The sequence below is a fragment of the Pseudomonas sp. 57B-090624 genome, from assembly GCF_003234055.1.
Classification (GTDB): Bacteria; Pseudomonadota; Gammaproteobacteria; order Pseudomonadales; family Pseudomonadaceae; genus Metapseudomonas; species Metapseudomonas tohonis.
Window position 1 is genome coordinate 64908 of sequence record NZ_QKRU01000006.1, and the last position, 26195, is coordinate 91102.

Below are 26195 nucleotides of genomic sequence, written 5' to 3' on the forward strand. Positions count from 1 at the left end.
CAGGCTCAGGAGTAGAAGGCCGAGTGGTGGGGAAAGTCGCCCACCCGCTCGCCGATGATCATTTCCGCCACCCAACTCGTCAGCAGGCTGGTGTAGGCCTTCTGGCTGCGGTCGCTGCTGAGCGCGTGGTCGGCACCATCGAGGATGCGGTGGGTCAGCGAATGGGCCCGTTCGAAGGCCGAGCGGTAGCTCATGATGGTCGGGTGCGGCACGTAGTCGTCGTGCTCGGACTCGACGATCAGCACATCCCCTTCGAATGCCGCGCAAGCGGCCAGGGCCCGGTTCTCCGAGGGGCGCACGGCGGTGAGCCTGTAGCTCGCCAGGCGCTGGCGGTCGAGGGCGTCCTTGGGGCGTTGCCACTCGTCGTCCCAGTACAGGGCCGGCACCCGCAGGGCCAGCCAGCGCACCGCGCGCAGGGTGCTGAGGAGGGTGGCCAGGTAGCCGCCGTAGCTGCTGCCGATCACGGCGATGGCCGAGGTATCGGTGGCCGGGTGGCTGGCCAGCAGGTCGTAGGCGGCGACGAGGTCGGCGAGGTTGTCCTCGCGGGTCACCGTCTTCTTCTGCACCTCGGTCTTCTCGTGGCCGCGCAGGTCGAAGGTCAGGCATACGCAACCCAGGCCGGCGATGCCCTTGGCGCGTGCCAGGTCGCGTTGCTGGCTGCCGCCCCAGCCATGGACGAAGAGGATGCCCGGCACCTTGGCCGCCGGGGTCAGGAAGGTCCCGGCGATCTGTTCGTTGCCCACCTGGATATCCACGCTTTCACTGCGCGTCGCCATAAGGTTCCACCCGTGCGAATTTGACGATGGGGCCGACCTCGGCGTCGTGCCCCCGATAGAGCAGTGCCGCGCCGCCGGGCACTTCGAAGTCGCCGTAGCGCTCGACCGTCGCGGTGCGGATGCGGGTCAGCGCCGGGTCGGCGGCGAAGGCCTCGATGGCCAGCACCTCCGCCGCGCTGGCACCGCCGATGCGCCAGGATTGCTCCAGCACGCCCGAGCGCAACTGGCCGCGTGCATTGATGCCCTGGGCGATGTCGTAGTTGCGTCGCGAGGCGATGAAGCCCGGGAAGCAGGCCTGGGCCGCCTGCTCGTACGCCCGCGCCTGCTCGATGGCCAGGCGCACCGGCTCGTTGCCGGCGAGGCTCAGCAGGTCCTGCCAGCCACCGCGAGCCACCACCAGCTCGGAGCCGCCATAGACGCAGGTGCCGGCGTTGTCCTCGGTCTGCGACTGGGTGCCGAAGTAGCTGGCGGTGATCCCGGCCAGTTGCACCTGGCCGACGCTGTAGGTGACGACGTCCTCGAGCTGCTCCTCCAGCACCAGGCCCCAGGTGGCGATCTCGTCCAGGTCCTGGAGAGCGATGGCGTCGCGCAACTGCTCGTCGTCGGTCACCCGGCACTGGCCACGCCCGGCGGTGGCGCGCACCGGCTTGACCCGCAGCGGCCCGTTCAGCAGCAGGCGGATGCCGGCCTGCATGGCGTCGTCGATGTTGAAGGCGCTGTAGCCGCCGAGCACGGCGCGCCCGGCCAGGTGGGCGAAGCCTTCCGACCAGCCCGGCGGCGCATGGGCCGATGGGCCGGGCAGCGGATGGGTGATGGCCTTGGTGGCCATGAAGGGCTCGGCGACCAGGCCGCCGAAGAAGTCCGCGTCGGAGCGGATGCCCAGCTCGCGTGCCGTGGCGCGGCCGATCAGGGTGTCGTTGGGAATGATGTAGTGCGCCCGGGCGTCGCCGTCCCGGTGCAGGCCGAGCAAGGGCGTGCCGAGCAGGGCGGCGATGCGCTCGCCGAGCCATTGGTGGGTACGGCGCTCGTGCTCGGGGGCGTCATGGCGCAGATCGAGCAGGGCCACGCCCTGGCGGTTCGATGGGGCATCTGGCATGGGTGGCTCCTCGTGAGGGGCGAGAGGGGCAGGTCAGGGCGTCTGCCAGGTACCGCCACCGTTCTCGCAATCGATCTTCGCCTGCGCGGGGTCACTGGCCTGGTAGTGGTAGGTGACCACCTTGGCATCGGCGGGGATGTTCACCGGGTCGTTGCCTTCCTCGCCGCTGGAGCCGGGGTTGGCCAGGGCCTCCTGGGTCAGGGCGCCGGTGCAGCGGCCGAACCAGCCGCTCTTGCAACTGGCCACCTTGTGTTTTTCGCTCTGCAGCATGCCCTTGCTCTCGTTGCTGCAGGACCAGTCCACCGAGCCGGCCGGCATGCCCCGATGCTCGTAGCAGGTCTGGGCTTCGACACCCGGGACCTGGCTGCTCGCCGAGCGGGTCTGCACCTGGCAGGCATCGGCCAGCGCCAGGGAGGAGGCCAGGCAGCCGGCCAGCAGCAAGGGCATCCTGAGGGTCATCGCATCGCTCCTCGCGCACCGTCGGCGCGCCATCTGTACGACTACTGCTGGAAGGGGGTCTTCACCAGGCTCGCCGGGCTGACCAGTTGCCGGCCCGGGGGCACCCGCTCCACCACCGGAAGGGGGTGGAGCTGATGCACGCTGGCACGCGGGCGGGCAGGAGCGATGCCGCGGTAGATGGCGGCGGCGCCGACCAGGATGTCGGCGAGCCCCAGCAGGCCGCGGGTGGCGACGCCCTTGCGGATGAGCAGGAGGCCGCCACCGATGGCGACCAGGCGTTGCAGGTTGGAGGGTTCGGCCATGGGATTCTCCTTGCGGCGAGCGTGTCAGGACGCCTGTTTCAGTGCTTGCACCAGCTCGTCCTTGCGCATGCTGGAACGACCGGGAATCTTCTTCGCCCGGGCGCGGATCATCAGGTCCGCCTTGCTGGCATCCTCCAGGCGGGTGCCGGGGCGCGGTGCCCCGTGCCGGGTCGCCACCGCCTGGCGTGCCGAGGATTTGCGCGCGGCCGCCTTGCTCGCCGAGGAGGTGCTGCGGCCCGAGCCGCCGGCCTTCTCGCCGCCGCCCGACTGCTTGTTCACCGTGGCCCAGGCCCGGGCTTCGGCTTCGCCATGGGCGATGCCCTTCTGCTCGTAGCTCGCCTCGATATGGGCGGCCTTGCGCTTCTGTTCTTCGGTGTATTTGTCCTTGCTTCCGCGTGGCATGGGAAACCTCCTTGCATCGCGTTCGTCTCGCCCCGCCGGCTGTGTCGCTGCGGAGCCCTCAGGATTTCTGAATGGCGGCACGGGGCAGAGTTCAGGTTTTTTGCCCCCCGAGCATGACCGGCGGTCGCGGTGCGGCGTGCGTAATGCACGATTAGGTTGAACTCCCGGCGCCTCCCGGCGGACTCACTCCCTATGAGGAAATCGCGGCCCGGCGTGCACCTGCACGCTCCTTGCGTGGGCCGCTCCGGGTTTCGGCGCAGGCCGCTTTCCCGTATCCGATCAGCAGACTGGGCAGAAGGACGAGGTGACATGAAAAGAGATTGGGAGCTGATCCGCGCATTGCTGCTGGAGATCGAGGCGCTCGGCCATGGCCAGCACTTCCACCCGCAGCCGCTCGCCGGCCATGGGCTGGAGATGGTCAGCCACAACCTGCACCTGATGTGCCAGGCGGGGCTGGCCGAGTGCACGCCGCACCACCCCTGGAACGGCGATCCGGTGATGATCGCCAAGGGGCTCACCCTCGCCGGGCACGACCTGCTCGACCTCATCCGCGATGAAGGCGCCTGGCGCGCGAAGCGGCAGTTCATCGAGCAGCGCATGGGCGGCGTGAGCCTGGAGACCCTGCGCTCCACCGCCATCCCGCCCGCCGTGGGAGACGTGGCGCGCCAGCTGCGCCTGGCGCAGAACGACGCCCAGTTCAGCTGAAGGGCACGGGGCGCCGGGCACGCCGCCCGTGCCACGCCCGCCATCCACCACCGGGCAAGGAGCAACACATGTCCACCGAGCAAACCCGCGCAGCGGCCGGCCCGACCCCGGTCGAGGCGTTCAAGCAGAACATCCTCGCCAAGCTCAAGTACGCCGTGGGCAAGGACCCGCGCAATGCCTACAGCCATGACTGGTTCGAAGCCGTCGCCCTGGCCGCGCGCGACCACCTGGTGGACAACTGGGAAGAGACCGAGGCGCAGGTCGACCGCAAGCAGCACAAGCGCGTGTACTACCTGTCCCTGGAGTTCCTCATCGGCCGCCTGCTGGTGGATTGCCTGAGCAACCTCGGCCTGCTGGAGACCGCCCGCGCGGCACTCGCCGAACTGGACGTGGACCTGGAGACCGTCCGCCAGGTCGAGCCCGACGCGGCCCTCGGCAACGGCGGCCTCGGGCGCCTGGCCGCGTGCTTCATGGAAAGCATGGCGACCCTGGGCCTCGCTGCCCACGGCTACGGCATCCGCTACGAGCACGGCCTGTTCAAGCAGGTGGTCAGCGATGGCTGGCAGCAGGAGCACACCGAGACCTGGCTGGATTTCGGCAACCCCTGGGAGTTCGAGCGCCCCGAGGTCAGCTACAACATCGGTTTCGGCGGCAGCGTGCGCACCGAGGATGACGGCGGCGAGATGCCGCGGCTGACCTGGGAGCCCAACGAGACACTGCGCGCCATCGCCTACGACACCCCCGTGGTGGGGTGGCGCGGTTCCAGCGTCAACACGCTGCGGCTGTGGCGCGCCCGCGCCATGGAAGACCTGCAGCTGGAGCGCTTCAACGCCGGTGACCACTTCGGCGCCGTGGCCGACGTGGTGCGCGCCGAGAGCATCTCGCGCGTGCTGTACCCGGCCGACAGCACCGAAGCCGGCCAGGAACTGCGCCTGCGCCAGGAATACTTCTTCGTTTCCGCCTCGCTGCAGGACCTGCTGCACCGCCACATGGCCGCCCATGGCGACATCCGCTCGCTGCCGGACAAGGCCGCCATCCAGCTCAACGACACCCACCCGGCCATCGCCGTGGCCGAGCTGATGCGCCAGCTGGTCGACGTCTACCGCATCGATTGGAACGAAGCCTGGGGCATGACCGTGGCGACGCTGTCCTACACCAACCACACGCTGCTGCCGGAGGCCCTGGAATCCTGGCCGGTATCGCTGATGGAGCGCCTGCTGCCGCGGCACATGCAGATCATCTACCTGATCAACGCCTTCCACATCGACTCGCTCCGGGCGCAGGACATCCATGATTTCAACCTGCTGCGCTCGGTGTCGCTGATCGAAGAGGACCACGGTCGCCGCGTGCGCATGGGCAACCTGGCCTTCCTCGGCTCCCACAGCATCAACGGCGTCTCGGCGCTGCACACCGACCTGATGCGCGAAACGGTGTTCCGCGACCTGCATCGGCTCTACCCGCAGCGCATCAGCAACAAGACCAATGGCGTGACCTTCCGCCGCTGGCTCTACCAGGTGAACCCGCTGCTCACCGGCTCCCTGGTCGATGCCCTGGGCGAGGACCTGCTGGATGCGCCGGAGGAGCGCCTTCGCGATCTCGAACCGCACGCCGACAAGGCCGGCTTCCGCAAGCTGTTCGCCGCCCACCGCCAGCACAGCAAGCGCGCCCTGGCGAGCCTGGTGCAGGAGCGCCTGGGCATCCACCTCGACACCGAGGCGATCTTCGACGTGCAGGTCAAGCGCATCCACGAATACAAGCGCCAGTTGCTCAACCTGCTGCACACCGTGGCGCTGTACCAGGCCATCCGCAACGAGCCGACCACCGACTGGGTGCCCCGGGTGAAGATCTTCGCCGGCAAGGCCGCCGCCAGCTACCACCAGGCCAAGCTGATCATCAAGCTGGCCAACGACATCGCCCGCACCATCAACGCCGACCCGACCGTGCGCGGGCTGCTCAAGGTGGTGTTCATCCCCAACTACAACGTCAGCCTGGCGGAGGTGATCATCCCGGCGGCGGACCTCTCCGAGCAGATCTCCACCGCCGGCCTGGAAGCATCCGGCACCAGCAACATGAAGTTCGCCCTCAACGGCGCGCTGACCATCGGCACCCTGGATGGCGCCAACGTCGAGATGAGCCAGCTGATCGGTGCCGAGCACATGTTCATCTTCGGCATGACCGCTGCCCAGGTGGAGCAGCGCAAGCGCGCCGGCGAGCTGGACATGAGTGCCGTGGTGGCCGGGTCCGAACGCCTGGCCGGCGCCCTGGAGGCGGTGCGGCGTGGCGTCTTCTCGCCGGACGACCCGCAGCGCTACGAAGCCCTGGTGGAACACCTGGTGCGCGATGACCGCTTCATGGTCTGCGCCGACTTCGACGCCTATTGGCACGCCCAGCGCCGCGTCGACGCCGCCTGGCAGAAGCCCGCGCAATGGTGGAAGTCCGCGGTGCTCAACACCGCCCGCGCCGGCTGGTTCTCCTCGGACCGCACCATCGGCGAATACGCCGCCGACATCTGGAAGGTGCCCACCAACCGGGATTGACCGGAGCAGAGCAGGGGGCTGACTCGTAGGGTGGACGATGCTCCACCCGTCCACCATTCGCTGCTCGAACATGCCCTGGCAGGTGGATCACGCTGTCTGTGTAGGGACGACGTCAGTCGCCAGGCGACGCGCAGCGCCGCCGCTCTGTGTAGGAGCGAATTCATTCGCGATCGAGAGGGCACCGCGCGCCGGGTTCACCCGACCTAGCTGTCGCTCAACCATCGGGCTCACCTGCGACACCGCCTGGTGGAGGTAAAAAGCGACCTCCACCCTACACCCCTGTGTGAGAGCGAGCTCATGGGTGAGACGCAGCGGTAGGGTGGACGACGCTTCACCCGTCCACTACGCGGACCACCCGCAGGCAGGTTGCTTGGCGGGCGGTGCGACGGCCCTACCAGAACCCCGCCTGGCGGCGTTCGGTGACGTAGTCCAGGGACAGGGCGAAGGCCTTGAGGAAGAAGGCGGCGAGGCGGGTGTCGATCACCGTTTCGTTGATCGAGGCCAGTTGGGCGGGGAGGGTGCGGGTCTCGTCGTTGCAGGCGTAGAACTCCTCGTGCACCACGCCCCGGTTGCCCACGTCGGCGATGATCCGGTAGCTGCTGGTGCGCGTCCCCGGGTTGCTTGCGGCGAGGCGCAGCTGGGGTTGCAGCGGGTCGCTGCTGTCCATCTCCACGGTCACTTCGATGCCGCCACGGCGGGCGTGGCGCGCCGCTTCCTCGAACAGCGGCAAGGCCTGGTCGACCAGGGCCGCCTCGACGTCGCGGAGGAAGTGGCGGGCGTCCTCGGGCAGAGGGGAGCTGATCGGTTCCGGGGCGGCTGGATTCATGGTCGGGCTCCGACGGGTCATGGCCTGAGGGCCTGCCACTCTTTGAGCAGCGTGGGCCCCAGTTCGAATAGAGCCTCGCGGTCGGCATAGGTTTCACGCGTGATGCCCACCACCGTCAGCTGGCGGTCGCCGTCCTGCAGGCGGATGGTCAGGGTGCCGTCCGCTTCCACCACGCAGTGGCCATGGTGGAACGGCTGCAGGCGCTGGTTGAAGCGCTTTTCGATTTCCTGGGCACTGGGCTGGCTTCTAGGCACGGCAGCCACCTCGGATCGCTGGAGTGAATGGGATTTCCGTCGCGGTGTCTCGATGCGTTTCACCTTAAACCCTCAGTGCCGCGCGTAAATGCTGGCCAACGGCCCAGTGCCCCGGGGCGACCCGAAATCGCCCCTGTTTACATCGGCTTGCGCGGGTGAAAAAAAGCCTGGCGGTTATTTGGCGGCAGCGCCGGTGATTGCACATGCCTATCGGCCTCTCCTGGCGCGCCATTGAGCCGCTCAATCGGCGCCTGCGCCCCGGCGCCGCGAGGCGCAAATAGATAGAACCTCTGCGCAGTGGTGCCCTCAGACCTAGTAGGCGCCGGACTGGCGTCTGCTCCACGACAACGTCAGATCAATGACCAGAGAGGACTCGTGCAATGGCTCAACACCGAGGTGGCAAAGGCAACTTCGCAGAAGACCCGCAACGCGCATCCGAAGCCGGCAAGAAGGGCGGACATGTAAGTGGCGGCAATTTCAGGAACGATCCGGCGCGCGCATCCGCGGCCGGCCGCAAGGGAGGACAGCGCAGCCACAGCAATAGCAGCAGCAGTGACTGACGCCCAACGGGGAGCGGCGGCATGCGGCCGCCGCTCCCCACCCTGCTGCACCACGCCGTGATTCACCGAGCACGCGCAACGCGTTGCCAGATTGGGCGCCTGAATGGGCGCCATATGTCGCCAGGAGACAGCCCCATGCCCACCGAAAAGAAGACCGGCAGCCAGCTCGCCGGTACCGACACCCCCGACCGTGAGAACAGCAACCGCAAGCTCGAGCAGCTGGACGAGTTCCGCGAGGACGCCACCGACGAGGCGCTGACCACCAACACCGGCACGCGCATCGCCGACAACCAGAACAGCCTGAAGGCCGGCGAACGCGGCCCCTCGCTGCTGGAAGATTTCATCCTGCGCGAGAAGATCACCCACTTCGACCACGAGCGCATCCCCGAGCGCATCGTCCATGCGCGTGGCGCAGCGGCCCACGGCTATTTCCAGGTCTACGAGCCGCTGGCCGAGCTGACCAAGGCCGACTTCCTCAACGAGCCGGGGAAGAAGACCCCGGTGTTCGTGCGCTTCTCCACCGTGCAGGGCCCGCGTGGCTCCGCCGATACCGTGCGCGACGTGCGCGGCTTCGCAGTGAAGTTCTACACCGACGAAGGCAACTTCGATCTGGTGGGCAACAACATGCCGGTGTTCTTCATCCAGGACGCCATCAAGTTCCCCGACTTCGTCCATGCGGTGAAGCCCGAGCCGCACAACGAGATCCCCACCGGCGCCTCGGCCCACGACACCTTCTGGGACTTCGTCTCCCTGGTGCCCGAGTCCGCGCACATGGTGCTCTGGACCATGTCCGACCGCGCCATCCCGGTGGCCTACCGGGGCATGCAGGGCTTCGGCGTGCACACCTTCCGCCTGATCAATGCCGAAGGGCGCAGCGTGTTCGTCAAGTTCCACTGGCGGCCGGTGTCGGGCGTCTATTCGCTGGTCTGGGACGAGGCGCAGAAGCTCGCCGGCAAGGACCCGGACTTCCAGCGTCGCACCCTCTGGGAAGACATCGAGAAGGGCGACTACCCGGAATGGGAGCTGGGCCTGCAGGTGATCCCCGAGGAGGACGAGCATAAGTTCGACTTCGACCTGCTCGACCCCACCAAGCTGGTGCCCGAGGAGCTGGTGCCGGTGCGCAAGGTGGGGCGCATGGTGCTCAACCGCAACCCGGACAACTTCTTCGCCGAGACCGAGCAGGCCGCTTTCCACCCGGGCCACCTGGTGCCCGGCATCGACTTCAGCAACGACCCGCTGCTGCAGGGGCGGCTGTTCTCCTACACCGACACGCAACTCTCACGGCTCGGCGGGCCGAACTTCAACGAGCTGCCCATCAACCGCCCGTTGTGCCCGTTCCACAACAACCAGCGCGACGCCCAGCACCGGCAGACGGTGAACAAGGGGCGCGCCGCCTACGAGCCCAACTCCATCGACGGCGGCTGGCCGAAGGAGACGCCGCCGGCGCCGCGCCATGGCGGTTTCAGCAGCTACCCCGAACCGCTGTCGGGCACCAAGCTGCGCAAGCGCGCCGACTCATTCGCCGACCACTTCTCCCAGGCCCGGCTGTTCTACAACAGCCTGAGCGAGACGGAGAAAGGCCATGTGGTCGCCGCCTACAGCTTCGAGCTGGGCAAGGTGGATCGGGTGCACATCCGCGAGCGCCAGGTGAAGGAAATCCTCGCCAATATCGACCTCGACCTGGCCCGGCAGGTGGCGGAGAACCTGGGCCTCACGCCGCCCCAGGGGCCCACGGTGCAGGTGCCGGAGATCGGCCTCAAGGCCTCGCCCGCACTGAGCCAGATGAACCTGCTGCCCGGCAATATCAAGTCGCGCAAGGTGGCGATCCTGATCGCCAACGGCGTGCAGGGCAGCGATGTGAAGTTCATCCAGGGCGAGCTGAAAAAGGCCGGCGCCAGCGCCAAGTTGCTGGCCCCCAGCTCGGCGCCGGTTAAAACGGCGGAGGGCAAGCAGCTGGTGCCCGACGCCACCATCGCCGGCTTGCCCTCCATCGCCTTCGATGCGGTGTTCGTGCCGGGGGGCGACAGTGCGGCGAAAACCTTCGGCGGGGATGGCGATGCGCTGCACTACCTGCAGGAGGCCTACAAGCACCTCAAGGCCATCGCGCTGTGCGGGGCGGCGGGCGACCTGGCCAGCCAGCTGCACCTGGAGGCGGACGAGGGCCTGCTCAGCGGTGCCGCCGCCAAGGATGTCGCCAAGCCGCTGTTCGAGGCCATCGCCAAGCACCGGGTCTGGGCACGGGAACCCAGGGCCAAGGCGGTGCCGGCCTAGCACCGGCCATCACGGGGCGGCGCGAGTCGCCCCGTGTTCCAGCTGGACGTGCACGCGCTGGCGCAGGTGCGCGGCCAGGCGCGCTTCATCCAGTACCGCAGCGGCGAAGCGGCGCAGGGCGCTCACGGCATCCGGCTCGCTGCCGTGGGCGGGCTCGAGGAAGTCGTCCAGGCCGAACAGGTCGTCGCCACCGATGCCTGGTGCGTCCACCAGGGTCCAGTCGATGTCGCTGTCCATCAGGCGCCGTTGCAACTGCTCGCCGGGCTCGGCGGGGTGGCCCGATTCCTCGTCGAGCCAGTGGAAGTCGGCGATCACCACCAGGCGCTTGACGCCGGCCACGGCCAGGCCGTCGAGCAGGGCGGTGATGGCGCTGAACTCCACATCGAAGCCGGGGCCATGGCGGCGTGCGGCGAGCAGCGGCTGGCTGCACAGGTTGCACAGCACCAGGTCCATCCCCGCCACCGCGTGGCTGACGCCGAGGGCGTCGAACGGATCGACGGGCTTGGCGCGGATGCCGGGCCGCGAGGGGATGGCGTTGAGGTCGTCGAGCAGCGCCATCGTTTCCCATTGACGGCCCAGGGCCTCGACCATCAGTGCGCTGCCCAGGCTGCCGAGCGCGCCGAACAGGGCGACCTTGCAGGCGGGGGTTTCGAGGTTCTTCATCAGGGGTCCTCGTTGGGTGGCGGGGGGCGTTGCATCTAGACCCCGCCCCCCGCTGCATTGGTTCAGCCAATCGCCCCGTGCGGCATGTGTCGTGGCCTGGCGGGAAAAAAGAGCAAACCTTTCGAGGGTCAGCCCCGTCGAAAAAGATGAGTCCGGTTTCATACGGCACCCTGCCGGTGGAGGTGACATGACGCTCTTCTGTCTGATCGGTGGTTGTTCCTGGTCGCCCAGCACCTCGGTGCACATCGGCAAGGAAGACTTGCTGTGCCAGGTCTGCGCACGTTGCGGTGCCTGCCGCTACACGCCCGCCAATGCCGTGCTGGAGCGCGTTGGGTCGTGACCTGGTGGGACCAGGTGCTGACGACGCTGGCCAACGAGTTCTCCGACCTCGACGACCCGACCCAGGCGACCCGCGTGACACTGCGGGTGTTGCTGGCCGCGCTGCTGGGCGGCCTGCTCGGCTTCGAGCGCGAGCAGCACGGCAAGGCCGCCGGCATCCGCACCCACATGCTGGTGGCACTGGGCGCCGCACTCTTCGTCCTGGCGCCGCAGATGGCGGGGGCCGAATCCGATGCGCTCAGCCGGGTGATCCAGGGCATCGTCGCCGGCATCGGCTTCCTCTGTGCCGGCACCATCCTCAAGCGCGACAGCGTGGCCGAGGTGAAGGGCCTGACCACCGCCGCCGGCCTCTGGCTGACCACGGCCATCGGCGTCACGGTGGGCCTTGGGCGTGAAGCCACGGCGGTGCTGGCGACGCTGGTGGCGCTGGTGATCCTCAACTTGGTTCCGCACCTGGTGTCGCGTCTGGAACGACGCTACAGGCGATAGGCGAAACTCTTTTCCGTCGTCGCGACTCAGAATCTTGTGTGGCAGCCAGCAACAAGGAGCCTTTCGCCATGTTCCGAGACTTCAAGCACTGCACCGCGTGGACCGATGCCATGAAGGAAGGGCAGAGCTACATCGGCCTGATCGAGTACCAGCCCAAGCGCGAGGGCGCCGGCGTGCGGGTGCTCTGGGTGGTGGCACCGGGCTGCGTGTGCGAGAACGAGGCGGAGACCGCCGCCGACAACATGCTGCGGCAGATCCGCGACATCACCGTGGAAGGCAGCGTGATCTACAGCGACGGCGTGGCGCTCTGACCGCGCCCGCGAGGTGACCCATGGCACGTGCGATCTGGAAGGGCGCCATCAGTTTCGGCCTGGTGCATATCCCCGTGGGGCTGGTTTCGGCCACATCCTCCCAGGGGGTGGACTTCGATTGGCTGGACAAGCGCAGCATGGACCCGGTGGGCTACAAGCGCATCAACAAGCGCACCGGCAAGGAAGTGACCAAGGACGACATCGTCAAGGGCGTGGAGCTGGAGAAGGGCCGCTACGTGGTGATCAGCGAGGAGGAGATCCGCGCCGCCCACCCGGAAGCGACCCAGACCATCGATATCTTCGCCTTCGTCGACAGCGCCGCCATCCCCCTGCAGAACATAGATACCCCCTATTACCTGGCGCCGGTCAAGCGTGGCGAGAAGGTCTACGCCCTGCTGCGCGAGGCGCTCGCCGGCACCGGCAAGGTGGCCCTGGCCAACGTGGTGCTGCATACCCGCCAGCACCTGGCGGCGCTGATGCCGCTGGAGTCGGCCCTGGTGCTGGTGATGCTGCGCTGGCCCGCCGAGGTGCGCGGCCTGGAGAGCCTGGAGCTGGGCAGCGCGGTGACCGAGGCCAAGCTGGCCAAGGCCGAGCTGGACATGGCCAAGCGCTTGATCAAGGACATGAGCGCGGACTGGCAGCCGGAGGACTACGTGGACACCTTCACCGACCGCATCATGGAGCTGGTGGAGCGCAAGGCCAGCCAGGGCCATATCGAGGCGGTGGAAGCGGCGGGCGGCGAGGAGGAGCGGCGCAGCGCCGACGTCATCGACCTCACCGACCTGCTCAAGCGCAGCCTGGACGGCAAGCCCGACGCCAGGGCCAAGGCGACCAAGGGCGCTGCCAAGCCGTCGCGCAAGACCCGAGACAAGCCCACGCGGACCAAGGCCAAGGCCGGTTGAGTCCGCATCCCTGCCGAGGTGTCCGCCATGGCCCGCCGTTCTAGCGACTACAACCGCAAGCGCAATTTCGACCTCACCTCCGAACCTCGCGAAGAGGCGCGGCCACGTGGGCGCAGCAAGGCCGGCGCCCTCGGCTTCGTGATCCAGAAGCATGACGCCCGTCACCTGCACTACGACTTCCGCCTCGAGCTGGACGGCACCCTGAAGAGCTGGGCAGTGCCCAAGGGCCCGAGCCTCGACCCCAGGGACAAGCGCCTGGCCGTGCACGTCGAGGACCATCCGCTGGGCTATGCCGATTTCGAGGGCAGCATTCCCGCCGGGCAGTACGGCGCGGGGGATGTGATCGTCTGGGATCGCGGCATCTGGCAGCCCCATGGCGATCCCAGGGCCGCCTACGAGGCCGGCAGGCTGACCTTCACCCTGGTGGGCGAGAAGCTCGGTGGCGACTGGAGCCTGGTGCGCACCCGCCTGCGCGGCAGCGGCGACAAGGAGCAGTGGCTGTTGATCAAGCAGGACGACGAGGTGGCGCGCCCGGCGGAGGAGTACGACATCGTTTCCGCCGAGCCGGCCAGCGTGCTCAGCGGGGCCGACGTCGGCAGCGACGCGCCGGCCGCCCGGCCGGGTGCCACCCGGCGCGCCGCGAAGGCTGGCGGCAAGGCACGCAAGGCTGCGGCGAGCGAGGAGCGCATGCCCGACAGCCTGGCGCCGCAATTGGCGACGCTGGTGGATGCGCCGCCCTCGGGGGACTGGCGCTACGAGATCAAGTTCGACGGCTATCGCATCCTCGCCCGCATCCGTGACGGCGAGGTGCGGCTGTTCACCCGCAACGGCAACGACTGGACCGCGCGCCTGCCCCTGCAGGCCCGCGACCTGGCGGCGCTGGAACTGGGCGACAGCTGGCTGGACGGCGAGGTGGTGGTGCTCGACGAGGACGGCCTGCCGAGCTTCCAGGGCCTGCAGAACGCCTTCGATATCGGCCGCAGCCACAGCATTCTCTACTATCTGTTCGATGCGCCTTTCCTCGATGGCCGTGACCAGCGCCAGCTGCCCCTGGAGGAGCGCCGTGCCGCCCTGGAGAAGGCGCTAAAGGGCCAGCGGCGCAGCCTGCTGCGCTTCTCCGAAGCTTTTTCCGCCAGCCACGAGTCGATCCTGGAGAGTGCCTGTTCCATGTCCCTGGAAGGGGTGATCGGCAAGCGCGCGGGAAGCCCCTATCGCTCGGCGCGCAGCCCGGACTGGATCAAGCTCAAGTGCCGCCGGCGCCAGGAGTTCGTGATCGTCGGCTACACCGCGCCCAAGGGCAGCCGCAGCGGGTTCGGCGCCTTGCTGCTGGCCATCCATGACGAGCCGGGTGGTGAGGAGCTGCGCTATGCCGGGCGCGTCGGCACCGGCTTCGACGAGGCGCGGCTGGCCGATATCCATGGCCGCCTGCAGGCCATCGCCCGGGATGACAGCCCGCTGACCAGGGCCCTGCCGGCGGCCCAGCGCCGGGGCGTGCGCTGGGTGGAGCCGCAACTGGTGGCCGAGGTGGAGTTCGCCGAGTGGACGGGCGATGCCATCGTGCGCCAGGCCGCGTTCGTCGCCCTGCGCAGCGACAAGCCGGCGGAGCAGATCGTCCGCGAGCAGCCACGCAGCGCGGCCTCGTCGAAGATGGCGCCCGAGCCCGCCGCCGAAAAGGCCGGCAAGGGCGGGCGCCAGACACTGGCCAAGGTCTCCATCAGCCACCCGCAGCGGGTCATCGATGACCAGAGCGGCACCCAGAAGCTGGAACTGGCGCGTTACTACGCGGATGTCGCCGAGTGGGTGCTGCCGCACCTGAAGGGGCGCCCGGTGTCGCTGCTGCGGGCGCCGGAGGGTGTCGGGGGCGAGCTGTTCTTCCAGAAGCACGCCGAGCGCCTGGCGATCCCCAATATCCGTCACCTCGACCCGGAACTGGACCCGGGGCACGCGCGGTTGATGGAGATCGACACGCTGGAGGCCCTGGTGGGCGCGGTGCAGATGGGCGCCATCGAGCTGCACACCTGGGGCGCCACCAGCGACCGCATCGAACGGCCGGACCGCCTGATCCTCGATCTCGACCCGGACCCCAAGCTGCCCTGGAAGACCATGCAGGAGGCCACGCGGCTGACCCTTTCCGTGCTCGACGAACTGGGCCTCCAGGCCTGGCTGAAGACCAGTGGCGGCAAGGGCATGCACCTGATCGTCCCGTTGGCGCGGCATGCCGGCTGGGACGAGGTGAAGGGTTTCGGCAAGGCCATCGCCTCCTTCCTCGCGCGCCAGTTGCCGGAGCGCTTCGTCGACAGGATGGGGCCGAAGAACCGTGTCGGGCGCATCTTCGTCGACTACCTGCGCAACCAGCGTGGCGCCAGTACCGTCTGTGCCTATTCGGTTCGGGCGCGGCCGGGCCTGCCGGTGTCGGTGCCCATCGAGCGCGATGAACTGGAGCGCCTCAAGGGATCGGCGCAATGGACCCTGGCCACGCTGCGCCAACGCCTCGACAGCCTGCAGCGCGACCCCTGGCACGACTACCTCGCCCGTCAACGCATCACCCGCGCCATGTGGGACCGCCTGCAAGCCGAGCCCGGGGATTGACGCCGCTGGGTGGATTTTCCTGAACCGCCTGGCGCGGGGCCAGTCCTGTTGAATAACAGGCCACCGACTCGGGAGACGACCATGAGCGACGAACAGACCCTTCCACCCCAGCACCAGGACCGGCAGCCGGGCCAGGAGACGGAGATGCGGCCGCAGCCGCTGACCATCGGCGAGTACTACCAGGCGGCCGGCAAGCTGGAGGGCATGACCGCGATCGTCACCGGCGCCGACAGCGGCATCGGCCGCGCCGTGGCGGTGCACTACGCCCGTGAAGGCGCCAATGTCGCGGTGCTTTACCTGGACGAGGTGGAGGATGCCGAACAGACCCGCCTGGAAGTGCAGGCGGCAGGGCGCGAGGCGTTGCTGTTCGCCGGCGACGTGGCCGATGGCGGGTTCTGTCGCACGGTCCTGGAGGCGGTGATCGCCAAGTGGGGCCGGGTGGATGTGCTGGTCAACAATGCCGGCGAGCAGCACCCGCAGGAGCGCCTGGAGGACATCAGCGAGGCGCAGTGGGAGAAGACCTTCCGCACCAACATCTTCGGCATGTTCCAGTTGACCAAGGCGACGCTGCCGCACCTGCGCCCGGGCGCCAGCATCATCAACACCACCTCGGTGACGGCCTACAAGGGCAACCCGACCCTGCTGGACTATTCCTCCACCAAGGGGGCGATCACCTCCTTCACCCGCTCCCTGGCGCTGAACCTGGCCAAGCGCGCCATCCGCGTCAACGCCGTGGCCCCGGGGCCGATCTGGACGCCGCTGATCCCTTCCACCTTCGATGCCGAGAAGGTCGGCCATTTCGGTGCCGACACCCCGCTGGGCCACCCCGGCCAGCCGGCGGACGTGGCACCGGCCTACGTCTACCTGGCGAGCGCGGACTCGGCCTACGTCAGCGGCCAGGTGCTGCACGTGAATGGCGGCATCGTGGTGAACGGGTAGGGCACTGCGTGTAGGTTGGCGCCGCGAGGCCCAACGCAGCGACATCCGCAATTGCAGGCCCTGTGGGAGCGGCTTCAGCCGCGAAAGACCTGTCGCATGCATTGGGCCGCGAGCTGGCCGGGTACTCCATCGCGAATGAATTCGCTCCCACAAATTGGCACCGCGTGTAGGTTGGCGCCGCGAGGCCCAACGCATCGACATCCGCAGTTGCAGGCCCTCCCCGTGGGAGCGGCTTCAGCCGCGAAAAGCCTGACGCAGGCACTGGGCCGCGAGCTGGCCGGGCACTCCATCGCGAATGAATTCGCTCCCACAGGCTGGCACCGCGCGTAGGTTGGCGCCGCGAGGCCCAACGCAGCGACATCCGCAGTTGCAGGCCCTCCCCGTGGGAGCGGCTTCAGCCGCGAAAAGCCTGACGCAGGCACCGGGCCGCGAGCCGGCCAGATGCGCCATCGCGAACGAATTCTCCCTCAAGATGCACCACGCCGACGACTCCGAGCGTGGTAAATCGCAGGCAAGAAAAAGCCCCGCTCATGCGGGGCTTTGGGTCGACGTGCCGGGCGTCAGGCGGTGAGGGCGCGCTGGGCGCGGTCGATCACCTGCTGGAGCTGGCTGGAGTTGCTGTACTGCTCCGGGTAGATGCGCTGGCTGTGGCAGGCGACACCGTACTCGCTGACGATGGTGAAGCTGAAGCCACCCTTGCGGGAAGGCGCGTTGATCTGGCACTGGAGCGGTGCAAAGGCGCGGGTGAGTGCGCTGATGGCTTGTTCTGCCTGGTGATGGATAGTCATGTTGTTAGGTCCTGCAAAATGCGGCAATCGGGCCGCGAAATAAAACTCCGAATCCGTCGCCCACCGTGGGCACACAGGATGATCCTTATCGGAGCGAATGAGCTGGTGGAAAGTTCCGCCTGTCAGCGGAGCGAGCCAGCCAAGTACTTTGGATGCCAGGTTGTAATCGTGGGCAAGGTTCTGGCCCGGTGATTGTCCTGATCAGACTTCTGGATGGGAGGCCAGGACGGATGCGTTGCCAGTGGGTGGCGGGGGCATCGGTCAGGTAACCATCGAGGAGACCGGTATCGCGTTGCGCCTGGGTGGCGCTGCCTGCGAGTGGCCGGATTGACTTACAGCTAGGTACTAGGTGCGCGATCATACGGCATGCTCCGATGATTGGATAGGGCCACCGGGGCCTGGATGTATCCGAATCTTTCTGTTTTCTAACGCTTGTTCATGACAATCCGTCGATTCTGCTTGCGGCGTCCCGTGCCGCCCATCGGACCTGTCCGATTCGCGGGCAAAAAAAAGCAGCTCGGGGGGCGAGCTGCATATTGGCCAAAGGGGGGGATGGCCATGGGAGGAGCATGCAATCTGGGGTGACTCAGCCTTTGCTGGGCTGCACGTCGCGGATGGCGTTGGACATCCGCTGGTCCTGTTTCAACAGTGCCCGCCGTACCTTGGCCAGCTGCTCGGGCGGCAGGCCGCTCTTGCCGAACATCTCCAGGGCGAACTGGCGGATCTGCGCATCGGTGTAGGGCGTCTCCCCGCTGTATTGCGGCGAGGCGCAGCCAGCCAGGGCGAGGGTGGCGAGCAGTGCGATGACTGCGATCGGTGTGTGCATCCGGCCCTCCTGTTCGGCTGTCTGCGTGGCGATGGGCGCAGATTAGCCAAGCGGCGGTCGAGGCAGAAATCATCAGGCTTGATAGTGATTATCGGGGTGGCGCATCGCGCGCCGGGGAGGGTGCCGCCGGGGCGGCGGCACCCGGCTGGATCAGCGGTTGACGTCCACCACCACACGGCCGCGCACCTGGCCGTCCAGCAGCTCGCGGGCCACCTGCAGGGCTTCCTCCAGGCCGATCTCGCGGGTGATCTCGTCCAGCAGCGCCAGGTCGAGGTCACGGGCCAGGCGATCCCAGGCCTCGATGCGGTCGGCGCGCGGGCGCATCACGCTGTCGATGCCGGCCAGGGTCACGCCGCGCAGGATGAAGGGCGCGACGCTGGCGGGAAAGTCCATGCCCTGGGCCAGCCCGCAGGCGGCGACGGCGCCACCGTAGCGGATGCCGGCGCAGACGTTGGCCAGGGTGTGGCTGCCGACCGAGTCGATGGCGCCGGCCCAGCGCTCCTTGCCCAGCGGGCGGCCGGGTTCGGCGAGGCTGGCACGGTCGATGATCTCGCTGGCACCCAGGCGCTTGAGGTAGTCCGCTTCCTGCGGTCGGCCGGTGGAGGCCGCCACCTGGTAGCCGAGGCGGGCGAGCAGGGCGATGGCGAAGCTGCCGACACCGCCGTTGGCGCCGGTCACCAGCACCTGGCCCTTGTCCGGGGTCACGCCGTTGCGCTCTATGGCCAGCACCGAAAGCATCGCGGTGTAGCCGGCGGTGCCGATGGCCATCGCCTGGCGCGGGGTGAAGCCGGCCGGCAGCGGGATCAGCCAGTCGGCCTTGAGACGCGCCTTCTGAGCCAGGCCGCCCCAGTGGGTCTCGCCCACGCCCCAGCCGTTGAGCAGCACCTTGTCGCCGGTCTTGAAGGCGGAGCTGTCGCTGGCCTCCACGGTGCCGGCCAGGTCGATGCCGGCGACCATGGGGAAGCTGCGCACCACCGGGCCCTTGCCGGTGATGGCCAGGCCGTCCTTGTAGTTCAGGGTGCTGTAGTCGACCTTCACGGTGACCTCGCCCGCGGGCAGTTGCGCCTCGTCCAGCTCGGCCAAACTGGCGCGGTAGCCGCTGTGGTCCTTGTCGATCAGGATGCCTTTGAACATCGGGTGTCTCCTCGTGCAGAACCTATGGAAAGAGAGGGGCTAGCGGGGCAGCCCGGCGAGAAATCCCTGGATGAAGCAGTCCAGCGGCGCATTGCCGCGTACCAGCCGGGCGCGCAGCACGGCGCCTTCCCAGCCGATCCAGAAAAATGCGGCCCAGCGCTCGCAATCCGTGTCCGGAGCCAGCTCGCCCTCGGCCTTGGCCGCCTCCAGGCACAGCGCCAGGCGCTGCTGCCAACTGAGCAGGATGGCCTCCAGGGACTCGCGGAAGGCCTCCGGCAGCTGGGTCACTTCCTGGCCCAGGTTGCCCACCAGGCAGCCACGGCGGTACTCGAAGCGCTGCATGCCGGCCTTGGCGTCCTCGACGAAGGCCGCGATGCGCGCCAGCGGCGGTCGCGATGCGTCCAGCAGGCAGCGGTCGAGCTTGCGCGCGAAGTAGCCGGCGTAGTTCGCCAGCACCGCGTGGCCGAAGTCCTCCTTGCTCTGGAAGTAGTGGTAGAACGAGCCCTTGGGCACGCCGACGCGGCTCAGCACCGTATCGATGCCGGTGCTGAGGAAGCCCTGCTCGGTGAGGATCTCGGTGCCGCAACGCACCAGGGCGTCACGGGTGTCGGGGTTGTCGCGATTGACCTTGGGCGGTCGGCCGCGACGGGGCGTGGGTGTGGAATCGGTCATGGCGGGGGATATTAGACCGACTGTCTAGAAAATCAATGGCGGGTGCGCCGCATTGCTCGCACCCGCCTCGCGCTGCCCCTTTATTCGGCGGCGACGAGCTGGCGGATCGCCTGTTCGAAATACTCCGCCGGCTGGCCACCGCTGATCAGGTGGCGGCCGTTGAGGATCACCGACGGCACCGAGCGGATGCCGTGGCTGGTGTAGAAGTTCTCCTCCTCGCGCACCTCCTCGGCGAAGCGGCCGGACTCCAGCACCTCGCGCGCCGCCTCGGCGTCCAGCCCGGCGGCTGCGGCCACCTCCACCAGCACCGCGCGGTCGCTGGGGTTGCGCCCCTCGCTGAAGTAGGCGGCCAGCAGGCCCTGCTTGAGCGGCAGCTGGCGGCCTTCCAGCTCGGCCCAGTGCAGCAGGCGATGGGCGTCGAAGGTGTTGTAGATGCGCCCGCGTGCCTGCATGTCGAAGCGGAAGCCCACCTCGGCGCCGCGCTGGCGGATGTGCTCGCGGTTGGCCGCCACCTGCTCCGGCGTGCTGCCGTACTTCTGCTGGATGTGCTCGACGATGTCCTGGCCTTCCGGCGGCATGTCCGGGTTCAGCTCGAAGGGCTTGAAGGCGAGCGTGACCTCCACCTCCTCGCCGAGGTTGGCGATGGCCTGCTGCAGCGCGCCCAGCCCGACCGCGCACCAGGGGCAGACCACGTCGGATACGAAGTCGATGCTGATGGCCTTGCTCATGGGAAATGCTCCGTGATGGGGGAAGGCGCCCAGTCTATGCCTCGAAAGCGTGCACCGCGACGTATCGCACGACTGTCATCGGCCGGCGGTAAAAAAACAGCGGCCTGACGACGCTTCGCGGCTTGCGTCGGCGGCATCTTCAACCATGCTTGGTAATCCGCCCCGGCTGCTTCGCCGCTCGCGTCCCCGAGCGGCCGTGCCGTTCCCGTTCCGAACCCATCCCGACCATTACGAGGTGTAGACAATGGCCCGCGCGACCCCCATCAACCGCTACCGCAACATCGGCATCGTGGCCCACGTGGATGCGGGCAAGACCACCACCACCGAGCGGATCCTGTTCTACACCGGGGTCAACCACAAGATGGGCGAAGTGCACGACGGCGCCGCCACCATGGACTGGATGGTGCAGGAGCAGGAGCGCGGCATCACCATCACTTCGGCCGCCACCACCGCCTTCTGGTCGGGCTCGGCCAAGCAGTTCGACAAGTACCGCTTCAACATCATCGACACCCCCGGGCACGTCGACTTCACCATCGAGGTGGAGCGCTCCCTGCGCGTGCTCGACGGCGCCGTGGTGGTGTTCAGCGGCGCCGACGGCGTCGAGCCGCAGTCGGAAACCGTCTGGCGCCAGGCCAACAAATACGGCGTGCCGCGCATCGCCTACGTCAACAAGATGGACCGCGCCGGCGCCAACTTCCTCTGGGTGGTCGGGCAGATCAAGCAGCGCCTCGGCCACACCCCGGTGCCCATCCAGCTGCCCATCGGTGCCGAGGAGAACTTCGAAGGCCAGATCGACCTGTTGAAGATGAAGGCCATCTACTGGAACGACGCCGACCAGGGCACCAGCTTCCGCGAGGAAGAGATCCCCGCCAACCTCCTGGCCGAAGCCGAGGAGTGGCGCGAGAAGCTGGTGGAGGCCGCCGCCGAGGCCAGCGAAGAACTGATGAACAAGTACCTGGAGGGCGAGGAACTCTCCATCGAGGAGATCAAGGCCGGCCTGCGCCAGCGCACCATCGCCTGCGAGATCGTCCCCGCCGTGCTCGGCTCCTCCTTCAAGAACAAGGGCGTGCCCCTGGTGCTGGACGCGGTGATCGAACTGCTGCCGGCGCCCATCGAGATCCCCGCCATCAAGGGCACCCACCCGGACGACGAAAACCGCCACGACGAGCGCCATGCCGACGACGACGAACCCTTCTCGGCGCTGGCCTTCAAGATCGCCACCGACCCCTTCGTCGGCACCCTGACCTTCACCCGCGTGTACTCCGGCGTACTCAGCTCCGGCGACTCGATCCTCAACTCGGTCAAGGGCAAGAAGGAGCGCGTCGGCCGCATGGTGCAGATGCACGCCAACACCCGCGAGGAGATCAAGGAGGTACGCGCCGGCGACATCGCCGCGCTGATCGGCATGAAGGACGTCACCACCGGCGACACCCTCTGCGACCTCGACAAGCCGATCATCCTCGAACGCATGGACTTCCCCGAACCGGTGATCTCGGTGGCGGTGGAGCCCAAGACCAAGGCCGACCAGGAGAAGATGGGCATCGCCCTCGGCAAGCTGGCCCAGGAAGACCCGTCCTTCCGCGTGCGCTCGGACGAGGAATCCGGCCAGACCATCATCTCCGGCATGGGCGAGTTGCACCTGGACATCCTCATCGACCGCATGAAGCGCGAGTTCAACGTCGAGGCCAACATCGGCAAGCCCCAGGTCGCCTACCGCGAGAAGATCCGCAACAAGTGCGAGATCGAAGGCAAGTTCGTCCGCCAGTCCGGCGGTCGCGGCCAGTTCGGCCACTGCTGGATCCGCTTCGAACCGGGCGAGGACGGCAAGGACACCCTCGAGTTCGTCAACGAAGTGGTGGGCGGCGTGATCCCGCGCGAATACATCCCGGCGATCCAGAAGGGCATCGAGGAGCAGATGAAGAACGGCGTGCTCGCCGGCTACCCGCTGCTCGGCCTCAAGGCCACGGTGTTCGATGGCTCCTACCACGACGTCGACTCCAACGAGATGGCGTTCAAGATCGCCGCCTCCATGGCCACCAAGCAGCTGGCGCAGAAGGGCGGCGCGGTGCTGCTGGAGCCGATCATGAAGGTCGAGGTGGTCACCCCCGAGGACTACATGGGCGACGTCATGGGCGACCTCAACCGCCGCCGCGGCCTGATCCAGGGCATGGACGAAGCGCCGGCCGGGCGCATCATCCGCGCCGAGGTGCCGCTGGGCGAGATGTTCGGCTACGCCACCGACGTGCGCTCCATGTCCCAGGGCCGCGCCAGCTACTCCATGGAGTTCTCCAAGTACGCCGAAGCCCCCGCCAACATCGCCGACGCCATCGTCAAGAAACAGGGCTGATCCCTGCGCGGCCCTCTCTACCAGGGAGAGGGCCGCCGTAGCCCGGGCTTCAGCCCGGGACCTTCACACGCCGAAAACCCGCGCCAACCGCCACGACCACCGGCGAAATTCCCCTAATTTTCCCTCGCGCCCCGACGTCATCTGTTGCACAGACCTCCCACTTCGCGAGCCGCCCATGTCCCAGCATCCCCTCCTGTCGAACCTCCCGCTGCCCGGTGGGCAGAGCCTCGGTGCCGACGAAACCGATACCCGCCTGCACCTGACCCTCGATGGCCAGCCGCTGATCGACCTGGCGCTGCAGCGCGGCGCCGAACCGCGCCTGCAGGTGCTCGGCGCCCAGCCTTCCGCGCAGGCCCTGCACGCCGCCTGCTACTGGTTGCTGGCCCGTGACCCGGCCTGCCAGCGCCTGCACTGGCAACTGCCCCAGGTGCCCGCCGAGGCCCTGGCCAGCGGCCTGCTGGTGGCGGCCGGGGCAGGGGAGTACCGCTGCGAGCGCGGCCAGTTCTGGCAACTGCCGGCACCCTGGATCACTGCTGCCAGTCCTTACCCGGAGCGCATGGTCATCAGCGACGGCAAGCGTCACCCGCAGCGCCCGCCCAAGCCCACCGGCGAGCTCTACCGTCGTTTCGATGCGCGCCTGGGCAGTTGGATCTCCCTGCGCGCGCTGGATATCGACAGTGACCTGGAGCGCTTCAACCGCTGGCAGAACTCGCCCCGCGTGCTGGCGTTCTGGCAGGAGGGCGGCGACCTCGACCAGCATCGCGCCTACCTGCAGAAGCTGCACGACGACCCCCATGCGCTGACCCTGATCGGCTGCTTCGACGACCAGCCCTTCGCCTACTTCGAAGCCTACTGGGCCAAGGAAGACCGCATCGCGCCGTTCTATGCGGTGGACGACTACGACCGCGGCATCCACATGCTGGTGGGCGAGGAGAGCCATCGTGGCCCGCACAAGGTGGCCAGCTGGCTGGCGGCGCTGACCCACTTCCTGTTCCTCGACGACCCGCGTACCCGCCGCGTGGTGGCCGAACCCCGTGCCGACAACGCGCGGATGATCGGCCACATGCAGAGCCTGGGTTACTACCGGGAGAAGGAATTCGACTTCCCGCACAAGCGCGCCGCGCTCATGGCCATCGGCCGCGAACGCTTCTTCGAACATTGCGTGCTGGCCTGAGGCCGAACCGCGCTCTCAATGGGTAGCCCGGGCTTCAGCCCGGGCTTCAGCCCGGGACCCGCGTCGAGGAAATCCCCGGACTGAAGTCCGGGCTACCGGTTAGAGATTTGCCCCGGGCACGAGTCGCGCCCGGGGCGGAAAACGGGGGAGGGGATCAGGCGGATTTTTCGCGGCGTTCCCCATCGTTGCCGGCGGCCTTCTCGGCTTCGGCGCGGGTCACCTTGCGGCAATGCACCAGGGCATCGCGAATCATGAAGTTCACCAGGGTCGGGGAGACGCCCAGCTCCTTGGCGATGTCCTTCTGCGGCACGCCGTGCAGGCGGTACATCTCGAAGGCGTAGCGGGTGCGCGCCGGCAGTTCGGCCAGGGCATCGGCGATGTGTTCGAGGGTCGCGTAGTTGATGTGCGAAGCCTCGGGCGAAGCCCCCAGGGTCACCACCACGTTGAGGCCCTCCTCCTCGGTGCCGGAATATTTCTGCTCCAGGGCCTGCTTGCGGTAGTGGTCGATGGCCAGGTTGCGCACGATCTGGAACAGGTAGCTGAGCTGCGCCTTGAACGACGAGGTGATCTGCGGGGCCGAATGCAGCCTGAAGAACGCATCCTGCACCACATCCTCGGCGCGGGAACGGCATCCGGTGATACGCGCGGCGATCTTCACGAGGATCGAGCGGTTATCGATGAATGCCTGGAGTAAGGGTGAATCGCACCTGCTTGTGGACAGTTGATCCGTCATGGAAATCACCTTGCGCTTGGGGAGGCAGAGGGCGCCGGGAAGGGGGCGGCCTGTTCAGCGGGGTAACAAATTATGTCCAATGATAATCATTGTCAAATGCGATGGATAATTAATATTCGACTTTCTGCAGGAGATCACGGGCAGGCTTCAGCTCTGTTGCAGCGCCGCTCTGCGTCGGCGCTTCCGATCAACGGCGCAGCGCGGTTCCGGGGCGGGGCGATCCGCTAATTATTTTCGTGCTCCATCCGTTCTCCTCTGTGAAAGCGCGGGCAGGTGGCCCCGCTGCATGGGTTTCGCAGACAGGAGACAGACATGGTGTTCGATCGTGATGACGTGGTGTTCCAGGTGGTCATCAACCACGAGGAGCAGTACTCGATCTGGCCGGACTACAAGGCCATCCCCGCCGGCTGGCGCGCCGCCGGCAAGAGCGGACTGAAGCAGGAGTGCCTGGCGTACATCGAGGAGCACTGGACCGACATGCGCCCGCTGAGCCTGCGCAAGCAGATGGAACAGGCCGAAGGGGTGGCCTGAGGTGAGCGCGCCGATCAGCCTGCGTCTGTTCTGCCTGCCGTATTCCGGCGCCAGCGCCATGACCTACAACCGCTGGCGGCGCATCCTGCCCGCCTGGCTGGTGGTGCAGCCGCTGGAACTGCCGGGGCGCGGCATGCGCATGGACGAGCCGCTGCACACCCGCCTCGACACGCTGGTGGCGCAGCTCGCCCGCGAGGTCGCGCCCCAGGTGCAGCAGCCCTACGCGCTGTTCGGCCACAGCCTTGGCGGGCTGCTCGCCTTCGAGCTGGCCCACGCCCTGCGCGAGAAGGGGCTGCCCGAGCCCCTGGCGCTGTTCCCCTCGGCCACCGCCGGCCCGGCCCGGCGCAATGTCGATGACTACCGCGAAGCCAAGAGCGACGCCGAGCTGATCGCCAGGCTGCGCAGCCTCCAGGGCACCCCCGAGGAGGCCCTCGCCAACGAGGAGCTGCTGCGCCTGACGCTGCCCATCCTGCGCGCCGACTTCCTCGTCGCCGGCAGCTACGCCTACCGCCGGCGCGAGCCGTTGCAGGCGCCCATCCATGTGCTCGGCGGCAAGGCCGACGAGTTGCGCGTGGATGAGCTGCTGGACTGGCAGGACGAGACCGCCACCGGCTTCTCCCTCGACCTGTTCGAGGGTCACCACTTCTTCCTCCAGCAACAGGAGGCCGCCGTGCTGCGCACCCTCAAGCGTTACGCCGAGCAGCACCTGCTGCGCCTGCACGCCCGCACCTCGCGCCAGGTTCCGCTGGCGGCCGGCTGAGCCGCCCGGCGCGGCCGTCGTGCCGGGCGCGCCCCTTCGCTTCAACGAACCCCGAATTCAAGCCGCATCAGGCAGGACGACA

28 protein-coding genes are annotated in these 26195 nt (G+C 67.8%); 14 read left to right on the forward strand and 14 right to left on the reverse strand.

What is annotated here, in order from left to right; translation table 11 throughout:
* Positions 1–5 precede the first annotated feature (5 nt).
* From DMX10_RS04360 to DMX10_RS04380, 5 genes are read right to left on the reverse strand one after another with little or no spacing between them, the layout of a single operon-like run.
* Complete coding sequence (locus DMX10_RS04360) at positions 6–776, reverse strand: S9 family peptidase (RefSeq protein WP_111259958.1); 771 nt, start codon at positions 774–776, stop codon at positions 6–8.
* Positions 760–1872 carry a DUF3182 family protein gene (locus DMX10_RS04365; protein WP_111259959.1) on the reverse strand — a complete coding sequence of 371 codons (1113 nt, stop codon included), beginning with the start codon at positions 1870–1872 and terminating at the stop codon, positions 760–762. Before DMX10_RS04365 ends, DMX10_RS04360 begins: the two co-directional genes overlap by 17 nt.
* 33 nt (positions 1873–1905) lie before the next feature.
* Positions 1906–2331 carry a hypothetical protein gene (locus DMX10_RS04370; protein ID WP_111259960.1) on the reverse strand — a complete coding sequence of 142 codons (426 nt, stop codon included), beginning with the start codon at positions 2329–2331 and terminating at the stop codon, positions 1906–1908.
* Positions 2332–2372: 41 nt separating this feature from the next.
* Complete coding sequence (locus DMX10_RS04375; RefSeq protein WP_111259961.1) at positions 2373–2633, reverse strand: hypothetical protein; 261 nt, start codon at positions 2631–2633, stop codon at positions 2373–2375.
* 24 nt (positions 2634–2657) lie between these two features.
* A complete protein-coding gene (locus DMX10_RS04380) occupies positions 2658–3035 on the reverse strand; it encodes a termination factor Rho (RefSeq protein ID WP_111259962.1) in 378 nt (125 codons plus the stop codon).
* A gap of 309 nt (positions 3036–3344) precedes the next feature.
* On the opposite strand from DMX10_RS04380, the gene DMX10_RS04385 reads away from it, so the two are divergent.
* Together DMX10_RS04385 and DMX10_RS04390 are read left to right on the forward strand one after the other, a co-directional pair.
* The gene (locus tag DMX10_RS04385; protein ID WP_158545571.1) at positions 3345–3740 is read left to right on the forward strand and encodes a DUF2513 domain-containing protein; all 396 of its coding nucleotides are present in this window, start codon (positions 3345–3347) and stop codon (positions 3738–3740) included.
* A gap of 68 nt (positions 3741–3808) precedes the next feature.
* Positions 3809–6277, forward strand: a complete 2469-nt coding sequence (locus DMX10_RS04390) for a glycogen/starch/alpha-glucan phosphorylase (protein WP_111259964.1) — start codon at positions 3809–3811, stop codon at positions 6275–6277.
* Positions 6278–6668: 391 nt separating this feature from the next.
* On the opposite strand, the gene DMX10_RS04395 is transcribed toward DMX10_RS04390, so the two are convergent.
* Positions 6669–7103, reverse strand: a complete 435-nt coding sequence (locus DMX10_RS04395; RefSeq protein WP_111259965.1) for a hypothetical protein — start codon at positions 7101–7103, stop codon at positions 6669–6671.
* Positions 7104–7120: 17 nt separating this feature from the next.
* The gene (locus DMX10_RS04400) at positions 7121–7357 is read right to left on the reverse strand and encodes a hypothetical protein (RefSeq protein ID WP_146602982.1); all 237 of its coding nucleotides are present in this window, start codon (positions 7355–7357) and stop codon (positions 7121–7123) included.
* Positions 7358–7737: 380 nt separating this feature from the next.
* Between DMX10_RS04400 and DMX10_RS04405 the strand changes: the two genes are divergently transcribed.
* Together DMX10_RS04405 and katE are read left to right on the forward strand one after the other, a co-directional pair.
* Positions 7738–7917 (forward strand): general stress protein, encoded by a 180-nt coding sequence (locus DMX10_RS04405; protein ID WP_111259967.1) that lies wholly within the window; start codon positions 7738–7740, stop codon positions 7915–7917.
* A 21-nt stretch (positions 7918–7938) separates the two neighbouring features.
* A complete protein-coding gene (gene katE / locus DMX10_RS04410) occupies positions 7939–10188 on the forward strand; it encodes a catalase HPII (protein WP_111259968.1) in 2250 nt (749 codons plus the stop codon).
* Between the two features lie 9 nt (positions 10189–10197).
* Here the strand turns inward: katE and DMX10_RS04415 are convergent, their stop codons facing one another.
* Positions 10198–10851: an NAD(P)-dependent oxidoreductase gene (locus DMX10_RS04415; protein WP_158545572.1), complete on the reverse strand. Its 654-nt coding sequence runs from the start codon at positions 10849–10851 to the stop codon at positions 10198–10200.
* A gap of 187 nt (positions 10852–11038) precedes the next feature.
* On the opposite strand from DMX10_RS04415, the gene DMX10_RS04420 reads away from it, so the two are divergent.
* The 6 genes from DMX10_RS04420 to DMX10_RS04445 all read left to right on the forward strand — a co-directional run bounded on the left by DMX10_RS04420 (position 11039) and on the right by DMX10_RS04445 (position 16420).
* Positions 11039–11191, forward strand: a complete 153-nt coding sequence (locus DMX10_RS04420; protein ID WP_111260007.1) for a PSPA7_2676 family Cys-rich small protein — start codon at positions 11039–11041, stop codon at positions 11189–11191.
* Entirely contained in the window at positions 11188–11679 is a 492-nt protein-coding gene (locus tag DMX10_RS04425; RefSeq protein ID WP_111259970.1) for an MgtC/SapB family protein, read from the forward strand. The genes DMX10_RS04420 and DMX10_RS04425 overlap by 4 nt, the downstream gene beginning before the upstream one ends.
* 68 nt (positions 11680–11747) lie before the next feature.
* The gene (locus DMX10_RS04430; RefSeq protein WP_111259971.1) at positions 11748–11990 is read left to right on the forward strand and encodes a hypothetical protein; all 243 of its coding nucleotides are present in this window, start codon (positions 11748–11750) and stop codon (positions 11988–11990) included.
* Positions 11991–12010: 20 nt separating this feature from the next.
* Entirely contained in the window at positions 12011–12892 is an 882-nt protein-coding gene (locus tag DMX10_RS04435) for a Ku protein (RefSeq protein WP_111259972.1), read from the forward strand.
* Positions 12893–12919: 27 nt separating this feature from the next.
* Positions 12920–15481 (forward strand): DNA ligase D, encoded by a 2562-nt coding sequence (ligD, locus tag DMX10_RS04440; protein WP_111259973.1) that lies wholly within the window; start codon positions 12920–12922, stop codon positions 15479–15481.
* Positions 15482–15562: 81 nt separating this feature from the next.
* Entirely contained in the window at positions 15563–16420 is an 858-nt protein-coding gene (locus DMX10_RS04445; RefSeq protein ID WP_111259974.1) for an SDR family oxidoreductase, read from the forward strand.
* 560 nt (positions 16421–16980) lie between these two features.
* On the opposite strand, the gene DMX10_RS04450 is transcribed toward DMX10_RS04445, so the two are convergent.
* From DMX10_RS04450 to DMX10_RS04470, 5 genes are all read right to left on the reverse strand, one after another.
* Positions 16981–17208, reverse strand: a complete 228-nt coding sequence (locus DMX10_RS04450; RefSeq protein WP_111259975.1) for a hypothetical protein — start codon at positions 17206–17208, stop codon at positions 16981–16983.
* 586 nt (positions 17209–17794) lie between these two features.
* Positions 17795–18034 (reverse strand): hypothetical protein, encoded by a 240-nt coding sequence (locus DMX10_RS04455; protein WP_111259976.1) that lies wholly within the window; start codon positions 18032–18034, stop codon positions 17795–17797.
* A gap of 150 nt (positions 18035–18184) precedes the next feature.
* Positions 18185–19168, reverse strand: a complete 984-nt coding sequence (locus tag DMX10_RS04460; RefSeq protein WP_111259977.1) for an MDR family oxidoreductase — start codon at positions 19166–19168, stop codon at positions 18185–18187.
* 39 nt (positions 19169–19207) lie between these two features.
* Complete coding sequence (locus DMX10_RS04465) at positions 19208–19840, reverse strand: TetR/AcrR family transcriptional regulator (RefSeq protein ID WP_111259978.1); 633 nt, start codon at positions 19838–19840, stop codon at positions 19208–19210.
* Positions 19841–19920: 80 nt separating this feature from the next.
* On the reverse strand, positions 19921–20568 hold the full coding sequence (locus tag DMX10_RS04470; protein ID WP_111259979.1) for a DsbA family oxidoreductase: 648 nt from the start codon (positions 20566–20568) through the stop codon (positions 19921–19923).
* A gap of 244 nt (positions 20569–20812) precedes the next feature.
* Here DMX10_RS04470 and fusA point away from each other — a divergent pair, with 244 nt between their 5' ends.
* Positions 20813–22915 (forward strand): elongation factor G, encoded by a 2103-nt coding sequence (gene fusA, locus DMX10_RS04475; protein WP_111259980.1) that lies wholly within the window; start codon positions 20813–20815, stop codon positions 22913–22915.
* 175 nt (positions 22916–23090) lie between these two features.
* Positions 23091–24089 (forward strand): GNAT family N-acetyltransferase, encoded by a 999-nt coding sequence (locus DMX10_RS04480; RefSeq protein ID WP_111259981.1) that lies wholly within the window; start codon positions 23091–23093, stop codon positions 24087–24089.
* 154 nt (positions 24090–24243) lie between these two features.
* Here DMX10_RS04480 and DMX10_RS04485 read toward each other — a convergent pair whose 3' ends face one another.
* A complete protein-coding gene (locus DMX10_RS04485) occupies positions 24244–24822 on the reverse strand; it encodes an RNA polymerase factor sigma-70 (RefSeq protein WP_111259982.1) in 579 nt (192 codons plus the stop codon).
* Positions 24823–25134: 312 nt separating this feature from the next.
* Here DMX10_RS04485 and DMX10_RS04490 point away from each other — a divergent pair, with 312 nt between their 5' ends.
* Together DMX10_RS04490 and DMX10_RS04495 are read left to right on the forward strand one after the other, a co-directional pair.
* Entirely contained in the window at positions 25135–25353 is a 219-nt protein-coding gene (locus DMX10_RS04490) for an MbtH family protein (RefSeq protein WP_044404743.1), read from the forward strand.
* 1 nt (position 25354) lies between these two features.
* The gene (locus tag DMX10_RS04495; RefSeq protein WP_111259983.1) at positions 25355–26113 is read left to right on the forward strand and encodes a thioesterase II family protein; all 759 of its coding nucleotides are present in this window, start codon (positions 25355–25357) and stop codon (positions 26111–26113) included.
* Positions 26114–26195 lie beyond the last annotated feature (82 nt).

Bases quoted from the DNA above. Each gene is read 5' to 3' on its own strand.
- fusA (WP_111259980.1), top strand. From the start codon at position 20,813: ATGGCCCGCGCGACCCCCATCAACCGCTACCGCAACATCGGCATCGTG.
- DMX10_RS04385 (WP_158545571.1), top strand. From the start codon at position 3,345: ATGAAAAGAGATTGGGAGCTGATCCGCGCATTGCTGCTGGAGATCGAG.
- katE (WP_111259968.1), top strand. From the start codon at position 7,939: ATGCGGCCGCCGCTCCCCACCCTGCTGCACCACGCCGTGATTCACCGA.
- DMX10_RS04420 (WP_111260007.1), top strand. From the start codon at position 11,039: ATGACGCTCTTCTGTCTGATCGGTGGTTGTTCCTGGTCGCCCAGCACC.
- DMX10_RS04465 (WP_111259978.1), bottom strand. From the start codon at position 19,840: ATGACCGATTCCACACCCACGCCCCGTCGCGGCCGACCGCCCAAGGTC.
- DMX10_RS04480 (WP_111259981.1), top strand. From the start codon at position 23,091: ATGTCCCAGCATCCCCTCCTGTCGAACCTCCCGCTGCCCGGTGGGCAG.
- DMX10_RS04490 (WP_044404743.1), top strand. From the start codon at position 25,135: ATGGTGTTCGATCGTGATGACGTGGTGTTCCAGGTGGTCATCAACCAC.
- DMX10_RS04360 (WP_111259958.1), bottom strand. From the start codon at position 776: ATGGCGACGCGCAGTGAAAGCGTGGATATCCAGGTGGGCAACGAACAG.
- DMX10_RS04415 (WP_158545572.1), bottom strand. From the start codon at position 10,851: ATGAAGAACCTCGAAACCCCCGCCTGCAAGGTCGCCCTGTTCGGCGCG.
- DMX10_RS04390 (WP_111259964.1), top strand. From the start codon at position 3,809: ATGTCCACCGAGCAAACCCGCGCAGCGGCCGGCCCGACCCCGGTCGAG.
- DMX10_RS04445 (WP_111259974.1), top strand. From the start codon at position 15,563: ATGAGCGACGAACAGACCCTTCCACCCCAGCACCAGGACCGGCAGCCG.
- DMX10_RS04430 (WP_111259971.1), top strand. From the start codon at position 11,748: ATGTTCCGAGACTTCAAGCACTGCACCGCGTGGACCGATGCCATGAAG.
- DMX10_RS04405 (WP_111259967.1), top strand. From the start codon at position 7,738: ATGGCTCAACACCGAGGTGGCAAAGGCAACTTCGCAGAAGACCCGCAA.
- DMX10_RS04455 (WP_111259976.1), bottom strand. From the start codon at position 18,034: ATGCACACACCGATCGCAGTCATCGCACTGCTCGCCACCCTCGCCCTG.
- DMX10_RS04380 (WP_111259962.1), bottom strand. From the start codon at position 3,035: ATGCCACGCGGAAGCAAGGACAAATACACCGAAGAACAGAAGCGCAAG.
- DMX10_RS04365 (WP_111259959.1), bottom strand. From the start codon at position 1,872: ATGCCAGATGCCCCATCGAACCGCCAGGGCGTGGCCCTGCTCGATCTG.
- DMX10_RS04460 (WP_111259977.1), bottom strand. From the start codon at position 19,168: ATGTTCAAAGGCATCCTGATCGACAAGGACCACAGCGGCTACCGCGCC.
- DMX10_RS04435 (WP_111259972.1), top strand. From the start codon at position 12,011: ATGGCACGTGCGATCTGGAAGGGCGCCATCAGTTTCGGCCTGGTGCAT.
- ligD (WP_111259973.1), top strand. From the start codon at position 12,920: ATGGCCCGCCGTTCTAGCGACTACAACCGCAAGCGCAATTTCGACCTC.
- DMX10_RS04485 (WP_111259982.1), bottom strand. From the start codon at position 24,822: ATGACGGATCAACTGTCCACAAGCAGGTGCGATTCACCCTTACTCCAG.
- DMX10_RS04395 (WP_111259965.1), bottom strand. From the start codon at position 7,103: ATGAATCCAGCCGCCCCGGAACCGATCAGCTCCCCTCTGCCCGAGGAC.
- DMX10_RS04375 (WP_111259961.1), bottom strand. From the start codon at position 2,633: ATGGCCGAACCCTCCAACCTGCAACGCCTGGTCGCCATCGGTGGCGGC.
- DMX10_RS04470 (WP_111259979.1), bottom strand. From the start codon at position 20,568: ATGAGCAAGGCCATCAGCATCGACTTCGTATCCGACGTGGTCTGCCCC.
- DMX10_RS04450 (WP_111259975.1), bottom strand. From the start codon at position 17,208: ATGACTATCCATCACCAGGCAGAACAAGCCATCAGCGCACTCACCCGC.
- DMX10_RS04370 (WP_111259960.1), bottom strand. From the start codon at position 2,331: ATGACCCTCAGGATGCCCTTGCTGCTGGCCGGCTGCCTGGCCTCCTCC.